This is a genomic window from Streptomyces sp. NPDC004610 (genome assembly GCF_040609715.1).
GTDB lineage: Bacteria > Actinomycetota > Actinomycetes > Streptomycetales > Streptomycetaceae > Streptomyces.
In genome coordinates this window covers 35,889-53,343 of the sequence record NZ_JBEXLA010000005.1, presented here as the reverse complement: position 1 = coordinate 53,343, position 17,455 = coordinate 35,889, and the positions used below count along the sequence as shown (strand labels likewise).

The 17,455-nt window shown below is 69.4% G+C and carries 18 protein-coding genes and 3 pseudogenes; 7 read left to right on the top strand and 14 right to left on the bottom strand.

Features of this window, described 5'->3' with window-relative positions; translation table 11 throughout:
• Positions 1 to 382 precede the first annotated feature (382 nt).
• Positions 383 to 1,000 (bottom strand): TetR/AcrR family transcriptional regulator, encoded by a 618-nt coding sequence (locus ABZX40_RS07155; RefSeq protein WP_355730881.1) that lies wholly within the window; start codon positions 998 to 1,000, stop codon positions 383 to 385.
• A gap of 104 nt (positions 1,001 to 1,104) precedes the next feature.
• Here ABZX40_RS07155 and ABZX40_RS07150 point away from each other — a divergent pair, with 104 nt between their 5' ends.
• Both ABZX40_RS07150 and ABZX40_RS07145 read left to right on the top strand, forming a co-directional pair.
• The gene (locus ABZX40_RS07150; RefSeq protein ID WP_355730880.1) at positions 1,105 to 2,163 is read left to right on the top strand and encodes an aldo/keto reductase; all 1,059 of its coding nucleotides are present in this window, start codon (positions 1,105 to 1,107) and stop codon (positions 2,161 to 2,163) included.
• A 763-nt stretch (positions 2,164 to 2,926) separates the two neighbouring features.
• Positions 2,927 to 3,439: pseudogene (locus tag ABZX40_RS07145) on the top strand (IS110 family transposase); the annotation flags it as partial.
• Positions 3,440 to 3,603: 164 nt separating this feature from the next.
• Here ABZX40_RS07145 and ABZX40_RS07140 read toward each other — a convergent pair.
• Positions 3,604 to 4,938, bottom strand: a complete 1,335-nt coding sequence (locus ABZX40_RS07140; RefSeq protein ID WP_355730878.1) for an aspartate aminotransferase family protein — start codon at positions 4,936 to 4,938, stop codon at positions 3,604 to 3,606.
• A 93-nt stretch (positions 4,939 to 5,031) separates the two neighbouring features.
• Between ABZX40_RS07140 and ABZX40_RS07135 the strand changes: the two genes are divergently transcribed.
• Positions 5,032 to 5,778 (top strand): SDR family oxidoreductase, encoded by a 747-nt coding sequence (locus ABZX40_RS07135; protein WP_355730877.1) that lies wholly within the window; start codon positions 5,032 to 5,034, stop codon positions 5,776 to 5,778.
• A 48-nt stretch (positions 5,779 to 5,826) separates the two neighbouring features.
• Here the strand turns inward: ABZX40_RS07135 and ABZX40_RS07130 are convergent.
• Together ABZX40_RS07130 and ABZX40_RS07125 are read right to left on the bottom strand one after the other, a co-directional pair.
• Positions 5,827 to 6,291: pseudogene (locus ABZX40_RS07130) on the bottom strand (DUF6309 family protein); the annotation flags it as partial.
• On the bottom strand, positions 6,288 to 7,097 hold the full coding sequence (locus tag ABZX40_RS07125) for a phytanoyl-CoA dioxygenase family protein (RefSeq protein WP_355730875.1): 810 nt from the start codon (positions 7,095 to 7,097) through the stop codon (positions 6,288 to 6,290). The gene ABZX40_RS07125 and the pseudogene ABZX40_RS07130, both read right to left, overlap by 4 nt.
• A gap of 1,641 nt (positions 7,098 to 8,738) precedes the next feature.
• Here ABZX40_RS07125 and ABZX40_RS07120 point away from each other — a divergent pair.
• From ABZX40_RS07120 to ABZX40_RS07110, 3 genes are read left to right on the top strand one after another with little or no spacing between them, the layout of a single operon-like run.
• A complete protein-coding gene (locus ABZX40_RS07120) occupies positions 8,739 to 8,933 on the top strand; it encodes a hypothetical protein (protein WP_355730873.1) in 195 nt (64 codons plus the stop codon).
• A gap of 10 nt (positions 8,934 to 8,943) precedes the next feature.
• The gene (locus ABZX40_RS07115; RefSeq protein ID WP_355730871.1) at positions 8,944 to 10,080 is read left to right on the top strand and encodes a site-specific integrase; all 1,137 of its coding nucleotides are present in this window, start codon (positions 8,944 to 8,946) and stop codon (positions 10,078 to 10,080) included.
• Positions 10,081 to 10,088: 8 nt separating this feature from the next.
• Positions 10,089 to 10,358: a hypothetical protein gene (locus ABZX40_RS07110; protein WP_355730870.1), complete on the top strand. Its 270-nt coding sequence runs from the start codon at positions 10,089 to 10,091 to the stop codon at positions 10,356 to 10,358.
• An 8-nt stretch (positions 10,359 to 10,366) separates the two neighbouring features.
• Here the strand turns inward: ABZX40_RS07110 and ABZX40_RS07105 are convergent, their stop codons facing one another.
• From ABZX40_RS07105 to ABZX40_RS07070, 8 genes are all read right to left on the bottom strand, one after another.
• The gene (locus ABZX40_RS07105) at positions 10,367 to 10,975 is read right to left on the bottom strand and encodes a DUF6000 family protein (protein WP_355730868.1); all 609 of its coding nucleotides are present in this window, start codon (positions 10,973 to 10,975) and stop codon (positions 10,367 to 10,369) included.
• A gap of 186 nt (positions 10,976 to 11,161) precedes the next feature.
• The gene (locus tag ABZX40_RS07100) at positions 11,162 to 11,515 is read right to left on the bottom strand and encodes a hypothetical protein (protein WP_355730866.1); all 354 of its coding nucleotides are present in this window, start codon (positions 11,513 to 11,515) and stop codon (positions 11,162 to 11,164) included.
• A 138-nt stretch (positions 11,516 to 11,653) separates the two neighbouring features.
• Complete coding sequence (locus ABZX40_RS07095) at positions 11,654 to 12,586, bottom strand: hypothetical protein (protein WP_355730864.1); 933 nt, start codon at positions 12,584 to 12,586, stop codon at positions 11,654 to 11,656.
• Positions 12,587 to 12,719: 133 nt separating this feature from the next.
• Complete coding sequence (locus ABZX40_RS07090; protein ID WP_355730863.1) at positions 12,720 to 12,917, bottom strand: hypothetical protein; 198 nt, start codon at positions 12,915 to 12,917, stop codon at positions 12,720 to 12,722.
• 279 nt (positions 12,918 to 13,196) lie between these two features.
• A complete protein-coding gene (locus ABZX40_RS07085) occupies positions 13,197 to 13,745 on the bottom strand; it encodes a hypothetical protein (protein ID WP_356008873.1) in 549 nt (182 codons plus the stop codon).
• Between the two features lie 247 nt (positions 13,746 to 13,992).
• Entirely contained in the window at positions 13,993 to 14,364 is a 372-nt protein-coding gene (locus tag ABZX40_RS07080; protein ID WP_355730860.1) for a hypothetical protein, read from the bottom strand.
• A 647-nt stretch (positions 14,365 to 15,011) separates the two neighbouring features.
• A complete protein-coding gene (locus tag ABZX40_RS07075) occupies positions 15,012 to 15,185 on the bottom strand; it encodes a hypothetical protein (protein ID WP_355730859.1) in 174 nt (57 codons plus the stop codon).
• Positions 15,182 to 15,385 carry a hypothetical protein gene (locus tag ABZX40_RS07070; RefSeq protein WP_355730858.1) on the bottom strand — a complete coding sequence of 68 codons (204 nt, stop codon included), beginning with the start codon at positions 15,383 to 15,385 and terminating at the stop codon, positions 15,182 to 15,184. Before ABZX40_RS07070 ends, ABZX40_RS07075 begins: the two co-directional genes overlap by 4 nt.
• 61 nt (positions 15,386 to 15,446) lie before the next feature.
• Between ABZX40_RS07070 and ABZX40_RS07065 the strand changes: the two are divergent.
• Positions 15,447 to 15,575, top strand: a pseudogene (locus tag ABZX40_RS07065) (cupin); the annotation flags it as partial.
• A 54-nt stretch (positions 15,576 to 15,629) separates the two neighbouring features.
• Here ABZX40_RS07065 and ABZX40_RS07060 read toward each other — a convergent pair.
• Together ABZX40_RS07060 and ABZX40_RS07055 are read right to left on the bottom strand one after the other, a co-directional pair.
• Positions 15,630 to 16,448 (bottom strand): DJ-1/PfpI family protein, encoded by an 819-nt coding sequence (locus ABZX40_RS07060; protein WP_355730857.1) that lies wholly within the window; start codon positions 16,446 to 16,448, stop codon positions 15,630 to 15,632.
• Complete coding sequence (locus ABZX40_RS07055) at positions 16,445 to 17,449, bottom strand: helix-turn-helix domain-containing protein (RefSeq protein ID WP_355730855.1); 1,005 nt, start codon at positions 17,447 to 17,449, stop codon at positions 16,445 to 16,447. The genes ABZX40_RS07060 and ABZX40_RS07055 overlap by 4 nt, the downstream gene beginning before the upstream one ends.
• Between the last annotated feature and the right edge of the window lie 6 nt (positions 17,450 to 17,455).

Here is a 17,455-nt window from a genome sequence, read left to right as displayed (position 1 = left end):
GCGGCACCCCGAAGAACTGGCTGTTCAGGTACAGGACCTTTACGGGGTGGTAGCCGAGCAGTTCGAACTGACCCAGCCACCAGCGGTAGGTCGAGCCGTCCCCGACCGACTTGCGGCCCGGGAGCGCGGGCCCCCAGGACGTGACCATGAAGGCCCTCGAACTTCGCCTCGATCCCCTGGGGGGGTCCCTGCCCAGTGGGGACCCCGGCCGCGATCCGCTTGCTCGTTGTCCAGGCCCTCGCTCCCGTGGTCACCCGCATGCTCTGCCACCACAACGAGATTGCCGCCGAGGTCGACGCAACCCTGAGCCCCTATGCCCCCCGAGATCGCGCGCACGGTGACCAGCACTCGGACGGATACAAGAAGCTGGTCACGCAAGACCTCACTCACCCCGCAGGTATGCTCCCGCGCGCGCTGCGACTGCGGCGGCCTCGGCGGCCTGGTCCGCGGCGGCTTCGTCGAGGTGGTCGCCCGTGGTCAGCAGGCGGTAGTAGAGGGGGGCTGAGACAGCTCGGATGACCTCGTGGACATCGGTGCCCTCAGGTACCTCGCCCCGCTCGATGGCTTGCTGGACGCAGGGTGCCCACTCCTTGACGCGGATGTCGTAGAAGTTGTGCAGGGCCTCAGCTGTCTTAGCCTCGCAGGTGGCTGCTGCGATCACTGCCTTGAACAGCGCTCCTTGCCGCGGGTCGGCCAAGGTGCGCTGCACGAGCCGGGCGTTGGCCCTGAGATCGCCGAGCAGCGAGCCGGTTTCGGTACGCGGCAGTGACTGCTCGGCCATGTCCACAAGCAAGTCAGCCACCAAGCTGGTCACCGTCCCCCAGCGGCGGTAGACGGTGGTCTTGCCCACCTCGGCACGGCGCGCGATGTCGGCGAGGTCCAGGTGGGCAAAGCCATGCTCAGCCAGGGCGTCCCCGGCCGCTTGCAGCACCGCCGACCGCACCCGTGCCGTGCGCCCTCCAGGACGGATGGTCCCCGGATCCGCACCCTCAAACCCCATAACGGGACTCCAGTTTCGTTAATCGCTCACATCTGCTACGTTGAGGAACACCCTAACGGAACTACAGAACCATTAGCCAGTGAGGCAGCGAGAGAGGAACAGCCATGGAATACAGGCGGCTGGGTGCATCCGGCCTCAAGGTCCCCGCACTGAGCTTCGGCGCCGGCACCTTCGGCGGCCAGGGACCGCTGTTCGGCGCCTGGGGCAACACCGATGCGCGAGAGGCACGCCGCCTCGTGGACATCTGCTTGGACGCCGGGATCACGATGTTCGACACCGCCGACGTGTACTCCGGCGGCGCCTCTGAGGAGGTGCTGGGCGAAGCGCTCAAAGGCCGCAGGGATCGGGTGATCGTATCCACCAAGACCAGCCTGCCGATGGGTGACGGTCCAGGCGATGCGGGCTCCTCCCGTTCGCGTCTGATCACCGCGTGCGAGGACGCCCTGCGCCGGCTCGGCACCGACCACCTCGACCTGTTCCAACTGCACGCCTTTGACGCCGGCACGCCGATCGAGGAAGTCCTGTCCACACTCGACGATCTCGTACGAGCAGGAAAGGTCCGCTACCTCGGCATCTCCAACTTCTCCGGGTGGCAGGCGATGAAGTCCCTCTCGATCGCAGAGAGGTACGGCCGCCCGCGCTATGTCGCGCATCAGGTCTACTACTCCCTCATCGGCCGCGACTACGAATGGGAGCTGATGCCCCTCGGACTGGATCAGGGCCTCGGAGCCCTCGTCTGGAGCCCCCTCGGCTGGGGACGGCTCACCGGCAAAGTCCGCCGCGGCCAGCCCCTACCGGCCCATAGCCGACTGCACGACACCGCGGACTACGGCCCGCCGGTCGAGGATGAACACCTCTACCGCGTGGTCGACGCCCTTGACGAGATCGCTCAGGAGACCGGCAAGAAAATTCCGCAAATCGCCATCAACTGGCTGCTCCAGCGGCCGACCGTTTCCTCCGTCATCATCGGCGCCCGCAACGAGGAGCAGCTCCGTCAGAACCTCGGCGCCGTCGGCTGGACCCTTACGTCCGACCAGTTGGCGAAACTCAATGCAGCGAGCGACAAGGTGGCGACCTACCCGTACTTCCCCTACCAACGTCAGGAAGGCTTCGCTCGCCTCAACCCATCGGTAAGTGATGTTGCAGCTCTGCCCGCTGCATGACATGACATCGGCGGCTTTCGTGATGTGTAACCGTGGCGGACATGTCCGCCGCGGAAAACACCAGATCAGACCCCGCGAACAGCAGCTCAGCCAAACCCAATGGCGCTGGCGCCGCCTGGTTCATACTGGGCCACGACGTCACAGCGACAGCCGCCCTGCGCGCGATGGAGGCCTACGCCTGCCACACCAGCCGGCCGCGCTGGTGTACGGCCCGAGGCGGTCGGTGGTGCAGGCGGCCGTCGAGGAGTCGGGTCGGGCGCGCTGCGCTCGGTGCCCGTACGTCGGGCCGTCAGGCCGTCAGGCCGTCAGCCAGCCGCGCCTGCAGAACAGACGTCCCGGCCGGCGATCAGCCCCGTCTCACCTGAAGCCGGAGTGGAGCAGGAACCGACTCCACCAGCCCCCTCCGCAGCATCGCCGACCGCTTCGGGAGCCGCGACGGGCCGGGTACTGCCGGAGTCCGACGACCCAATGTGGCAGACGGTGCCCCTGCATCTGTGCCAGAGCCTTCGACAGCCCGCGCACGAGCTGGTGTCACCCGCGCGAGGGCTGCCGAAGGAGCGAACGCACCGAAAGGTGGGCGGTGCGGTACGGGCGGCCAGCAAGAGGCAGATGACCGGCCGGCAGTGGATCCTGCTGCTCACCACCGACCGAGTTCGTCGCGGCGCTTCACCCATCGACCCATCCGCGACGGTGCCCCCGCGCCGACCTCGCGGCCATGGACAAAACCCCTACAGGCCCGTTCCACTCCTCACCGCACGCTGGCCTGGTCGGCTTCGACCAGGACCTGGCCGCCGGGCCCACCCGCACCAGCAACCGCATCCGCGGCCTGTTCAACCAGGTCCACCCGGCCCCTGGAACGCGTCCCCGGCCCGGCTCGACCACCAAGCCATCACCTGGCTCCCCGAACGCCACGGCTCCCCGGCCGCCCTGCGAAAGGCCGGACGCCGCAGACTCGTCGAGGTGATCCGGCCCAAGGCCCCGCGCATGGCCACGCGACTGACCGACGAGGTCGTCAAGGCACTCGACGACCTACCGTCATCGTTCCCGGCACCGGCACCCTGGACGTAGTAGTCCGTCCCCGGCCCGCCCGTCCGGCGCCGTCCACGAACAAAGACGTGCGACAGACGCCCAGATCACGGGCCTGCTGGAGTCCCACCCTCCTTCCGAGGTCCTGACGTCGCTGCCCGGCGCCGACGTCAGGACCCCCGCCATCCTGCTGGTCACCGTCGGCGGCGGCACCGGCTTCCCCACCGCCGCGCACCTCGCTTCCTCCGCCTGGCCCCGGCAACGGACCAACGTGCTCCTCCGAGGCTCCGCGACGGCACCTTCTACGAACCCCGAACCCCGAACCCCGAACCCCAAACCCCACGCCTCACGCCTCACGCCTCACCTGGCGAATGAGAGAGAAGCACCTCATGCCTCCGCTGATGGCGCTTGTGATCACAGGGTTTTGAACGCCTCCGTGATGGCCGTGCACGTGGCCGCGAGGTCGTCGTCCGTGACCGCGGCGGAGACGAACCAGCAGGCCATGGGGAAGGCGTTGGCGTGGACTCCGCGTTCGAGGAGTGCGTGCCGGAAGGCGTGGGAGCGGGCCTCGTCGACGCGGAGCAGGTCGCGGTAGTGGCGAGTGGGGCGGCCGTCGGTGGTGAAGACGGTCTGGAACATGGCCCCGACGCCCTGTACGGAGCAGGGGATGCCCTGGTCGTGTGCCGCCTTGCGCGCTGTTTCCATCACCTGGCGGCCGACGTCGTCGATCCGCTGGACGACGGTGGGATCGCCGAGTTGCCGCAGGGTCACCAGGGCGGCCGTCGCGCAGAGGGGCGAGGCGTTGTACGTGCCGCCGTGCTTGACCCGTCCGGAGGCGAGCGCGCCCATGATCTCCCGGCGTCCGGCGAAGGCGGCGATGGGCAGGCCGCCCCCGAGCGCCTTGGAGAACACGGCGAGGTCGGGTATCACGCCGAAGAGGGCCTGGGCCCCGCCGGGGCCGGTGCGGAACCCGGTGCAGACCTCGTCGAAGATCAGCACGATGCCGCGGGTGGTGCACTCCTCGCGCAGGGTCTCCAGGTATCCCGGCTCGGGCATGGTGCAGGCGTTGTTGGCGACGATCGGCTCACAGATGACGGCGGCCAGGTCCCCGCGGTGGGCGTCGAGCGCCGCGCGCAGCGCGACCGGGTCGTTCCAGGGGCAGACCACCACGTCGTCCACGACCCCGGCGGGAATGCCCGGGGAGTGCGGGACGGATCGTGGTGTGCCGGGGGGTCCGGCCTCGTGCTCGGTGGGGCGGTTGGAGATCGCCAGGGTGTCCGACCAGCCGTGGTAGTGCCCTTCGAACTTCAGGATCCGGGAACGCCCGGTATGGCCGCGGGCGGCTCGTACGGCGCCCTGGACGGCCTCGCTGCCGGAGTTCGCGAAGCGGACGAGTTCCGCGCAGGGCACCATCCGGCAGATGGTCTCGGCCAGTTCCACCTCCGGGAGGTTGCAGGTGCCGAACATCGTGCCGGTGCGCAGTACCTGGGTGAGAGCGTCCGTCAGCACCGGCGGGGCGTGGCCGAGGACGGCGCTGCCGTAGGAGATGAGGTAGTCGATGTACTCGTTGCCGTCGACGTCCCGGATCCGGGAGCCCGACCCGCTGGTCATGTAGAGCGGGTAGGGGTGGGGGCCGGTGGAGGTGAGCCGGGAGGACGAGCTGATCCCGCCCGCGAGAGAGTGCTGGGCCCGCTCGAACCACGACCTGCTGCCGTCCGTGCCGTGCAGGGCCTGTAAACGGTCATTCATGGCTGCTCCTGTTTGCCGGGGTATGCACGGGGACACGTTTCCCGGCGTTCGGGCCGGTACTCGGGACGGCGTGACATGGAGGGGTGATGCGGTGTGGTCAGGACGGCTGTGGTCACGGGAGCGGGCAGCGGTATCGGACGGGCCTGCGCCCTGGGTCTGCTGGCCGATGGGTGGACGGTCGTGCTGACCGGCCGGCGTGAGGAGCGGCTGCGTGGAACGGCGGACCTCGCCGACGCGGGTGACCGCGACCGGGCGGTGGTGGTGCCCGCGGACATCACCGACGCGGGGTCCGTGGACGCGCTGTTCTCTACGGTGGTGGAGCGCTGGGGGCGGCTGGACCTGCTGTTCAACAACGCCGCTGACGTCATGCCGTACACGCCCACCGAGGAGGTGGACGTGGCGGACTGGCACCGGGTCATGGACTCGATCGCCACCGGCACCTTCCTGTGCTCGCGCGCAGCCTTCCGGATCATGAAGACGCAGACTCCCCGGGGCGGACGGATCATCAACAACGGGGCTCCCTCGGCGCAGATGCCACGACCGGACTCGGTCGCCTTCACCGCGGCCAAACACGCCGTGTCCGGCCTCACTCGCTCGCTCTCCCTCGACGGCCGCCGCCACGGCATCTCCTGCGGCCAGATCGACATCGGCAATGTGACCCCCGCCGACCGGCCGCAGCCCGCCGTCCGGCAGGCCGATGGCTCACTGCGGGTGGAACCCACGATGGACATCCGGCACGTGGTCGACATGGTCCGGGCCATGGCCGCCCTTCCGGACGGTGTGAACATCCAGTCCGTGCTGGTCATGCCCAGCGCCATGCCCTACGTCGGCCGGGGATAGACCCGCCACGTACGCCTTCAGGAACCGGCCGGGCGCCAGCCGCCCGGACCGCTCCCAGGCCAGCATCCGGTGCAGCCCGTCCAGGTGGATCAGTCCCTCGCGGACGGACAGTCCCTCGTAGTCCGGCCCTCCCACCGCCCTGGTGGTCAGGAACACCGCGGTGGGCTCGGCGCGGACCTGACGGTCCAGCTTGTGGGCGCACATGGGGTTGGAGGTGGCATACGTGTCCCCGAGCGCGGCCAGCCGGGCGGCGGCGGCCCGTACGGTGAGGCCCGTCCTCGGGATCAGCTCGACCTCCCCGTCCTCCCCGAGATGCCAGGGCAGCATCACGCCGAGGACCTCCGGTCCTTCCAGCAGTACGTGGTGCCAGCGGCCCTCCGAGAGCGCCTGGGCGTTGCATATATGGGTCTCCGCCTCGTCGTTGGAGTCGGACATGTCCCCGGGGTGATGCGGGTGGTGCCGCGTGAAGTGACCCAGGACCCGGTCGAAGGGGACGGCCCCCACGACCCTCATTCCGCTCGTCCGGCGCTGTCCGGCTCGTACGCGCTGAAGTGACGTTCCTCGAACAACTCGGCCCACCGTCCCTGTCCCAGCCGGCGCTCCCGGCCCACCGCCAGTATGCGGCGCCAGTACGGCTTGACCGGCGGCCACGGCTCACCCGTACGGCAGTACGACACGTCGATCATGTACCGGCCCGCGCTGTCGGCCCCGGACGCGTCCCCGGCCCGCCGGGTGTGGAACAGCGCGGAGTGCAGAACCACCGTGGATCCCGGAGGCAGCTCGTCGATCACCGCCTCCCCCGGCAGGACAGCCGTTCCCAGATGACTGCGGGCGTTCTTCTCCGCGACCTCCTGGTGCGAGCCGGGCAGCACGGCGAGAGCCCCCATGCCCGGCCGCAGGCCCCGAACGTAGTGGAGGACATGAACCATCGGAAGCCGCCGGTGGAGCTGGGGCCGCTGCTCGTAGTCGTGGTGCCAGGGCTTGCCCGGAGCACCGGCGGGGCGGCGGTCACTGTGGAGATGGTGGAACACGAAGGCGGGGCCGAGCAGACTGTCGTCGGCCAGCAGCTCCAGCAGCGGCGGAAACACGGCCAGCTCCCCGTGTGCCGCCAGCTCCAGCTCGACCGTCTCCGGCACGGGGCAGCGCTCCGGGCGTAAACAGGCGTCGATGGACCGTTGCCGCAGCCCGGAGTCCACCCAGTGATCGACCTCCCGGGCCAGACGCTCGACGAGAAGGGCCGGCAGCAGGCCCTGAAGCACCAGGAAGCCCTTCTCGTCGAACTCCTTCATCTGCGCTGCGACTTCCGAAGAGACGATCACGCGGCTGAACCTCCGTTGTACACCGATTGACGGGCCGTACAGGTCGGGTCGTGCCATCCATATCCGGGGCTCTCCGCAGCCATGCCGCCACACTGCGGAATGGCCGGGCCCAGCCCTGGAGGAGAGACGGCAAGTCCCCCACGGGACGGAGAACAATCACCGGGACGGATGAGCCACCGATGCCCCGGGCGCGAACGGCCGATTCATGCGCAGAGGACGTACCGGCCTCGGACATCACCACCTCGAGCACACCGCACCATGACGCCTCGGCGGCGCACACACCACTCGCACCCGATCGCCCGCCCTCCTCACCACCACCACCACCCACCGCGACCTCCTGGGCAGCCGCCGATGGCTGGGACCCGCGCTGCCGCTGATCCCAGGAGGGGCCTGCGACCGCCCGGCCCTGCCGGCCCGGGACCGCGTTCGCGTTCGCGTTCGCGTTCGCGGAGCCGGCCACCTCGCCCGCCCATCCGTCGTAGATCGCTCAAGATTCAGGTCAGGTTGCCGGGCGTGATGGTTTACCGGCAGCGGTCACCTGACCCGCCGTGCACCCTCGCAGCATGGGTGTACGGGTGAATCGCCTCAGCGAACTGGCGCTCGCAGCGAAAGCACCCTCACCGGCGCCCCGCCCCAAGCTCATTGCGCCCCGGAGTTTTTTGGATACCGGCCCATCCGGACAGCACCAGACTGCAGCGACGCGGATGCGATTCACCGGATTCCGCTCGCCGCGCACCAGACCGCTGTGTTCCTCAGCCGTACTGCCCGCTCCACCGCATTTTCCGGGACCTGGCCTGGGAGCTGACCCCACTTATCGCCTCCTCCCGATCCCTATGAACGGCCTCGACCTGGCCCAGACCGCCGAGCACACCCGCGAGCTGCGCGGCCCGACCGAGACCAGCGGGTGGCGACCCCGGCGGCAGAGCCGACCTGAGCCGTCCGTCCCCCGCCGCGCAGGGAATACCACCGCCGCCCACGTTCGGCGCTGCCGCCCCGGACCGGTACCCCGAAGACCCCGTGGCGAAGGGACCCGCGCGGCAGGGGCCCGCCGGGCCGCCCGGAAAGGTGGTTTCAGAGCACCTCCAGGGTGACGACGGTCAGCGCCTCCCTGACCTCGTCCCTCGTCTTCGCCGCCCGGCCCGGCCAGTGCGCCCCGCGCGTACTCGGCGACGAAGGCTCACCAGCTCAACTGGGGCGCAGGCCGCAGCGCGTGGGTGGAGCTGCCGCCCTGGGCCAGGCCGACCCGGATGGCCCGCACCAGCTCCGCGCCGAACTCCCCTGCCAGATCCACAACCGGGCCGCTGCAACGACCCGACCGATCGCTCTCGTTCCCATGGGCTGAAAGCCCGTCCTCCGAAGTTTCGGCTACGGCGCCACCACCGCCAAGCCCGTTCAGTGCCATACCCGCGTCCACTTCTCGCATCAGCGGGTCGTGGCTGCCCTGTTCCGCTACGCACACATCCCCCGGCAAGGAGGCAATCGGGCGGTTCCCGGTTGACGAGTGCAAGTTCCTGTGAGGCCGCTTCGGAAGAAACCCAGGGAACGGCCTGGCGCTACACCGCCCACCAGACGTGCCGAGCGCATTCTCGACCCGTGGCCCAGAAACCTTCACCCACCCATCACATGCACGAGCCTGCCCCCATGCCCACGGCGCGGGCACCGGAAATCACCCAGGAGATCTACGGAGCCCTCGCCGCCGCCCCCAGGACTGCCCTGGCCACCTACGCCACGCTGCACCGCAGCGGGCTGGCCGGAGCAGGTGGAGATGGGTGTCGCCCGGTCCAGGGTCAGCAGCACGGCCTCGGTCACCAGCCCGCGGAAGAGCGCACGATCTGATCTCACGACGGTGCGGGCGTTCTACCTCGACCTCGCTCAGGGGGCTGCCGAGGACCCCGCACGCTGGGGATCCTGGGCAGCCCCCAGCCCAGTCACCAGCGCTGAAGCGAACCAGAAGAAGTACCAGCGCCGCGTCAAGGCGCAGATGGACCAGCGCACACGGGAACGACTGCCCGTGCTCCCACTCCTCGTCAGTACCAGCCAACGCAACCGCCTCAAGGCCGCAGCGGTCCTCGCCGCCGCGCGACAGGCCGAGCCCGGCACCACCTTCACTGTCGACGGCCAGGCGCTCTTCCGGCCGGTTCTGAAAACCGCGTCCGGTGCCAAGGTCTGGGCCCAAGACCTCGATGCGCCCAGGACCGCGGTCCGGACCGCCCAGCGCGATCTCACCCACGAGGACCACAAGGCGTTCTGGGCCTGGGCCGCTATCGAAGTCCTGCGCCACGCCGGCATCCAGATCGAGGAACTGTGCGAGCTGAGCCACCACTCGCTCATCCAGTACCGGCTGCCGACCACCGGCGAGCTCGTCCCGCTCCTCCAGATCGCCCCGTCGAAGACCGATCAAGAACGCTTGATCCTGGTAACCCCCGAGCTGGCCGACGTCCTGAGCCGCATCATCATGCGAGTCCGCGACAGCGACAATATCGTCGCCTCGGTTGCCGCCTACGACCCCCACGAACGCGTCTGGAATCCGCCGATGCCACTGCTGTTCCAGCACCGCATCGGCACCGAGAACCGGGCCATGCACCCGGCCCGCATCCGGACATACATTGCCCAGGCCCTTGCAAGCAGCGGTCTGACCGACGCCAGCGGCGTGCGGCTGACCATGCAGCCGCACGACTTTCGAGGAATCTTCATCACCTACGCCGTGATGAACGGAATGCCTCCCCACATCGCACAACTCGTCGCCGGTCACCGTGTGATCGACTCGACCATGGGCTACCTCGCGGTCTACCCCCGAGAGGTCATCGAAGCCCACTGCGCCTTCATCGCCCGCCGCCGGGCCTCCCGCCCCAGCGAGGAATACCGCACACCCACCGACGAGGAATGGGGCTCCTTCCTCGGCCACTTCGAGATGCGGAACTCTCCATCGGCACCTGCGGCCGGGCCTTCTCCACCCCTTGCATTCATGATCACGCCTGCTTGAGATGCGCCATGCTCCGGCCAGACCCCGCCGAACGACTCCGGCTCATCGAGATCCGCGACAACCTCATCGACCGCATTGCCGAGGCCGAGCGAGAAGGCTGGCTCGGCGAAGTCGAAGGCCTCGAAACCAGCCTCGCCGGCGCCAACAACAAGCTTGTCCAGATGGACGCCGCCACCGCCCGCACGGCTTCGGCGGTCGATCTCGGGATGCCCACCTTCAACCAGATCGCGGGACGTGCCACCGACAGCCGACGGTCGACACCGTTCTCCACTTCATGAGCGACAGATCAAGCGTCCCAAGGCCCGCACCATGCGTCGATCGCTGCTCTGGAGCTGTCCGCCCACGCGGTCGCGGTCCCGCGCGTATGCGGAAGCGCATCGACCCATCGTTCCCAGGGGCCATCCGGAGAAACGAATCGCTCGGCGTGACTTGTGCCCAGCTGGGAATCCAGCCTCATGAGAGCTCCAAGGGCGGCTCCCTGGTCATACCGGCATTCCAACTGCGGAAGATAACGATCCAAATAAGACACGAGGATATCCGCATCATCCTGGCTGCCGAACCGGGCAAGCGCAAAGCAGTATCCCTGACCTGCGTAGGTGAGTTCACTGGCCAGCAGGAGGTCCCCGATGCGTTCACGCCACGCAACCCGGCGGGCCACACCGACCAACCACGCAGCGGTCAGTCGGGAACGCCATTCATACCCGAGGAGTGCCCTGATCTCCTGGCCGCTCACCTGGAGCGAATCAGCTTGCAGCGAGCGTACGAAAGCGGCCCGCGCCTCCACCTCAAGGCCGAGGAAACTACCACCCAGCAGTTCGAGGTATCGCCGTTCGCCAGCGACATACCGGGCCACGACGTGCCCCTGGCCAACTTCCTGAGGATGCTGCATGCTCATCGCCGCATCATGACCTACCCAGGAGACAACCCCACAGGCGGGGTTCCATGAGACCGGTCCATGGTTCAGAGAATCGGAAGCCCACCTGAACTGGTCATTCAGCACCCTCATGACCAGGCGCCTCACCCGCAAAGGCCCCAGCACCGACAACGGGGACAAGAGAAACCACGTCTGACCCAAGGCAGCTCAGCTGCGCGGAAAGATCTGGTCCAGGGACTCCGAGAGTTCACGTTGCAGCCGGTGGAAGTACGGGAAGCTCCCGCAGGCCTGCTGAACGAAAGCCTCCCTCGCCAGAGCGTGTCCCGCATCACCCTGAGCAGGATGCCGCTGGTCAACGCTCTTCCTCAGGCCGCTGGCGAACACATAGATGTCACCGAGCGGGTCGGCGCTGAACACTGCCTTGGCCAGATCTGTATCCACACGACCGCTCTCGTCGCAGACCAGGCCGCCGATGCCATCACTGAGGTTCCGCAGGATCAAAAGCACTTGTTCAGGTTCGCCGTCCGGAGACCACTGAGCCTCATCCAGCAGACGCCGCATCTCTGCGGCCACCCTCCGCTCAGCTGCTCCCCACCCAGAGCTGTCCACCCCTGCATCGTGTCACAGGGAAGAGCCCACTCCATCGCCTACTTCAAAACACCTGCTCATCCCCGACCTGGACCGAGTCCGTCCGTCCCGCTACGCGGCGGACGGTGACCGGGCGTCGTCGGCGAGCCTGATGAGCGCCAGCGCGGAGTGGTACTTCTCGGCGGAGTAGCCCAAGGGCCGGTCACCCGTCCTCTCGGTCTCCTCGTAGAGCTTCCGCTGCGTCTCTGCGTAGGACCGGAGGACGGACCGGGCCTGGCCCGTCGTCACGTCCAGCGCGGCCGCCACCTCGTTCCAGGTGGCACCCCACCTCATAGCGTCGTGCACGAACCAGGAACGGTCCCGGAAGAGCTCGCGGTGAATGCTCTCACCCAGGGCGAGGACCGCGAGCGCGTCGTCCGCGGTGGCGGTCTCTCCGGGGTGGCAGCCGGAGGGCAGGTGCCGGTCCACCAGGCGGTGGTGGTGCGCGAAGTACTTCTCGGCCAGCCACGGCAGCAGGACCCCGTATCCCACGTCGTCCGGCCTGCGGATCACCCGGGACCGCCACTCCTCGTGCGAGCGGGGCGAGTCGACGGGGGCGGCGGAGGGCCGCGACCGCGCCGGTTCCGAGGGGGCACGTGTCCCCTCGGTCCGCGCGCCGGGCGCGGCCGTGTCCGGCGCCGGGACGCCATCACGGTTGGCCCTGCGCGTGGCGGACCAGGCCAGAAGGGCCACCACGGCCAGCGCCCCCAGGTGCGCCCCGGCTCCCGCGAGCAGGAACCACCAGGGTGACCCGCCCCGGTCCGCCGCGTCGAGGCCGAGCCCCAGGGACGCCACCAGCGCCACGACCAGGCCGATCCACGGCAGCAGGACCATCGCCACCGCCCACGTCCTGACCGGCTGTTCGACGTTGATGCTCATCCACAGCGCGATCAGGTTGACCAGGAACCCGCACCCCGCGAGGACGGCTACCACGCCCAGGTAGAGCATCGGCCACTCCTCCGACGCGCAGGAACCACCGCTCGCCTGCTGCATGAGTGCGTTCATGGGCTCCCCGCCGTCCGGTCCGCTCGACCACCACCCCCGACGGTACGAGGAGTTCGGCGCCCCGCCCTGAGCACTCGTACTCAGCCGGACCCGGCCCGCTACTCAACCGGCCCGCCCGCGCGCCCCAGGACGGTCAGCGGTGGCGCCGAGCAGAGTGGTCCTCGTTCCACCGCTCCAAGGCCCCGGGCCGCTCCACCTCGGCGTCCAGACGCCCGATGCGCGTTCCGTCTTCGATGCGGACGTCGGCGTGCGACGAAGCAGCGTGGTACCGGTGGCGCTGGCTGACCGTAACCCTGGTCCGGGCGATGCCCGCCTGGTTCTGCATGGCCATGGCGGTCGATACGAAGGGCCCCGTCCGCGGCCCCGTCTCCGTCGGGGCCAGGGAACGTTCACGGCCGCCTCAACAGCCCATGTCGGACGAAACCCGCAGGCCAACGGACGCTTCGACGTGCTGAGGAAGAGAAACACCCACTCAGCTTGTCGTTTATCGTCCCGGTGTCGAACGGTCCTCGAACTTGAGCCGTGTTTTCGCAGTTCAGCGGACATCCGAGCGGCCTTCGCCTGATCCTGTGCTCCGACCAAGGAGCGCACGTGACCGTAATGTCCCGTCTCATTCGATCTTGCCTGTGGGTAAGGCCATGACCAGCAGTGATGCAAGGCCGGGTGAGAAGGGTCCTCTCCAGATTCGGGGGCTGGGGAAGAAGGGCTCCTGGCCGTCCGTGTCGGTTGCGGTGAGCCGGGCCTGCTGGGTGGGGCGGTGGATCTTGAAATGTGCGTGGACGCGTACGGTGACCTCGCGCACGCTCACGTACTGCTGGGTCGCCCCGTGTCGGGGGCTAGTGAAGACGTCGGTGAGCGCGTCGACGAAGACGTTCTCCTTCGCGCGGTCCCTGGAACGGGCGGCGGCCAGGAGCCAGCGGTTGGCACGCCCGCGGTGCAGATCCGCCAGGTCGGTGGCGAGCCGGCCGATGTCCGCGGTGCCGGCTGCCGCGTAGCAGGTGTCCAGCATGACCAGCAGGTGCCCCACCAGGCTTTGCATCAGCGGGCGGGCCAGGTCCTCGGCCGCCAGCGCCCGTGTCCAGCGGCCGGGCCGTGTGTCGGCGCACAGCGGGTAGTGGCGGTCCTCCTCGTGGACACCGTGCCCGGCGAGGTACATCACCACCACGTCCTCGGGCCCGAGCGATGCCTCCTGTGCCCACTCCTCGATGCCTTCGGCGGGGTCGGATCGCGGGCCAGAGCGGGAAGGACAGGCTCGTGGCCCATCGGTTCCAGCAGTTCCCGGACCCGCCGCACGTCCGCCCCGACGCCGGGCAGGCCGCCGATACCGGGATGCTGGAAGGTGCCCACGCCGGACGCGATCAGGAACCGCCGTCCCGGCAAGGGGAGTCCGGCTGCTCCGGCAGTTGTCATGCCTGCGGTCCCTGGAGGCCGGCGGCGATGGCGGTCGATGTCTTCGGGGCGGTCAGACAGCGGTCGAAGTCATGCATCCGCGCTCCGTTGCTGATCGTCCGGTCGTCCACCCCGCCTGCCGGACCCGACTCGAACCGCGGGGCCAGAGCCGCGACCAGCGCGACGATGTCACCGGGATCGGCCACGTTCGTCCACCGCACCACCCCGCCCGGCCACGCGCCCCGCGCCTGAACCGGCAGCGGACTCAGCCTCCCGTGCATCAGAGGCAGACCCAGCGGAGAGCCCACCGTCACCAGCTCCGTCACCGGCCACCCGGGGTTCTCGCACAACACCTCGTAGGCCACCACCGAACCCAGCGAATGCGCCACGACCACCCGGGTCTCCGCGCCGATCTCCGCCGCAACCCCGCCCGGGAGGCCTGCCGGACGGGCGGCTCGTCCAGGTAGCGGCGGACCTGCTTGAGCTCGGAGACCAGGACCCGCTTCGACACCGGCTGGAAGAAGCGGGCCGCCGCCAGAGCCTGCAGCCCCTCCCGCACCCACCGCGACAGCAGTGGCCGGGTGGCCGCGTATACGAGCGGCCCCCGCGTCCCCTCTTCTCTTCATCCAGCGACGGCACCTGGTCGTCGGTCTCCGCCGCAGCCCGCCACCACGCATGCAGGAGCTCCGCCTCCAGGCCCTCCTCCACGTCGCGCTCGTCCCAGGCGGGCAGATCCCCCGACCGGGTCCCGGGCTCCACGAACACGTTCCCGTAGAACGCGCACGCCACATCCTCCGGCCCCAGCACCAGTCCCGGTGCCAGCCTGCAGACCGTCACGGACCGCGGCCCCCAGCCGCAAGGACAGCAACTCCGGCCCCGCGAACTGCTGAGCGACCCCGTGCACCAGCACCACCCGCGCCACAACGACCACCCCCGACGGCCACGTCCGACTGCTCACACCAGGGCCACTGCCGGACCCACCACCGACGAATCACAAATTCGGCAAGTGGTCCCGTCGGCCCCGCGATCAGCAGCGTCACCGTCGGTGGTGGAGCATCAACGCCGCTTCCACGTCGCTCCTCGCGCAGGCGGCGCCTCGCAGGACGGCGACACGGGCGCCGCAGCCTCGCCGGCCGAGGATGATCCCGGCCGCCGCGGTGACGAAGCCGGTGGACGTCTCCTCGTGCCGCTTGCCGTGATGCTCTGTCACCCGAAGGGGGCGACTCCGGCGGCACCGACCGAGATCACACAGTGGCCCTGCGGCGGCCGGTCCGGCCACCCGAGTCGGAACACCACTGCGGCGTTCGCGCCGGTTGCCTTGGTGAGTACGTCGCGCAGGCCGCGGGCAGAGGCATCCGGCTTGCTGGGCAGCAGCCATGCGCCGCCCGGGCCCTCCCGGTCGACTCCCACTGACGCGAGTTCGAATCCCGGTCGGTGCCGAGCGATGATGTCGCCGTATCGCAGTTCGGTGCCGGGCGCCCCGCGCGAGGAGTGCTTGGAGCGCGTCGCGGAGATGTCGCGGCACGGCGGCGAGGAACTCAAGCAGTTCCGCGTCCGGCACGACAGCTACTTCCTCGAAGATGTCCAGCCCGGGGTGGAGCAGGCAGTGGTCCGGGGCGCGGGGCGGCCCTTGCCGGGGCGAGCCCGGTTTCGGCTACACCTGCGACGCGGCCAGCAACTCCAGCGCCCTCTGCTTGAGTTGAGGGCTGGCTTGTGTGGCGTCGCCGGAGTCGAAGGGGGGCTGGGGGTCGTATTCGACGGCGAGCTGGATCGCTCGGGCCGTGTCCTCGTCCGTGATGAGGGAGGCGAGGTACAGGGACATGTCCACTCCCGCCGACACTCCCGCGGCGGTGATGATCTTCCCTGAGCGTACATAGCGCTCCGGCAGGTAGGTCACGTCGTAGGTGGACTGGAGGTACTCGGCGGATGCCCAGTAGGTCGTCGCCCGTCGTCCGTCCAGCAGTCCGGCCGCGGCGAGGATGATGCTGCCGGTGCATACGGAGGTCGTCCACCGGCTGTGCCGGTGGATCCGGCGGATCCAGCGCAGGAGCGCCTCGTTGTTCATCGCGGCGATGGTGCCGCGGTTGCCGGCGCCGGGGACGAGAAGGACGTCGAGACGGTCCACTTCGTCGATGGACCGGTCAGCGACCACGGCCACGTCCGCAGTGTCCGTGCGGACCGGGCCGCGCCGTTCGGCGATCATCGTCACGGTCGCGTCCGGCAGCCGGGACAGCACCTCGGCCGGGCCGGTCGGGTCCAGCAGGCTGTAGCCGTCGTACAGGAGGACTCCGATCTTCGGTCCTGTCCTTGGTCCGGCCTTCGGTCCGGTGGTCGGTCCCGTGGTCGGTCCGGTGTCGGCCTGCGGGGTGGCGTGCGCCGCCTTGGCCGTAGCCGTAGCCGTAGCAGTGGCGGCGAGGGCGGCTGTGGCCGCGGCTGAGCGGAGGACGGTTCTGCGTGTCGTCGGTTGCTTCATGGGGTGGGAGTCTTCTGCTTCGGGGTGACGCGCGCAGCCGGCATGTCCGGATTCCTGCGAAGCGTGTGCCCCGTGACGCCGTAGTGGTCGAGGAACGCCTGCCGCAGGGTTTGTGCCGACCCGAATCCGCAGCGCCGGGCGATCGCCGCCATGGACAGTCCGCTGGATCGGGCCAGGTGGGCCGCCGCGTCGGTACGTGCCGCGCGTACGGCCCGTGCCGGGGTCGTGCCGAGGTGTGCGGTGAACAGGCGCGCCAGGTGCCGGGGGCTGACGCCCGCCCGCGCTGCCAGGGCGGTCGGGGTGAGGTCTTCGGCCAGGTGACCGGATATGTGGCCCATCAGGTCCCGCACCAGGCGGTCCTCCGGCGGTGGCGCGGCCAGGAACAGGGAGATCTGGGCTTGATCGGCCGGGCGGTGCAGGTGCGTGACGAGTTCCCGGGCGACGGCGCGGGCCAGCGTCGGGCCGTGGTCGTCCTCGATCAGGGCCAGCGTCAGATCGAGTGCGCTCGTGACGCCGGCCGAGGTGTAGACGTCGCCGTCGCGGATGTAGAGCGGGGCCACGTCCACGGCCACGGCGGGATGACGCTCGGCGAGTCGCTCGCCCCAGCCCCAATGGGTCGTCGCCCGCCGGTGGTCCAGCAGTCCGGCGGCGGCGAGCACATAGGCACCGGTGCAGACAGAGGCGACCCGTCGGCTGAGGCCGGCCAGCCGGCGTACCTGGCCCAGCAGGCGCTCGTCCGACGCCGCGTCCTCACAGCCGATGCCGCCCACCACGAACAGGGTGTCCAGACGCCCCGCGACCGTCTCCAGCCGCTGCCCGGCTCCCATCAGGATCCCCGCCGAGCTACGGGCGACCCGACGGCCCAGGGTCCCCAGCTCGATGGAGTACGGCGGCTCGGCGCCGTAGCGGTTGGCGATGTCCAACGCGCCGCTGGGACAGGCGATGTCGAGGATCTGCGCGTCGTCGTAGGCGATGATCAGCACGCGCCGCTTGTTGTCCATGGTCTG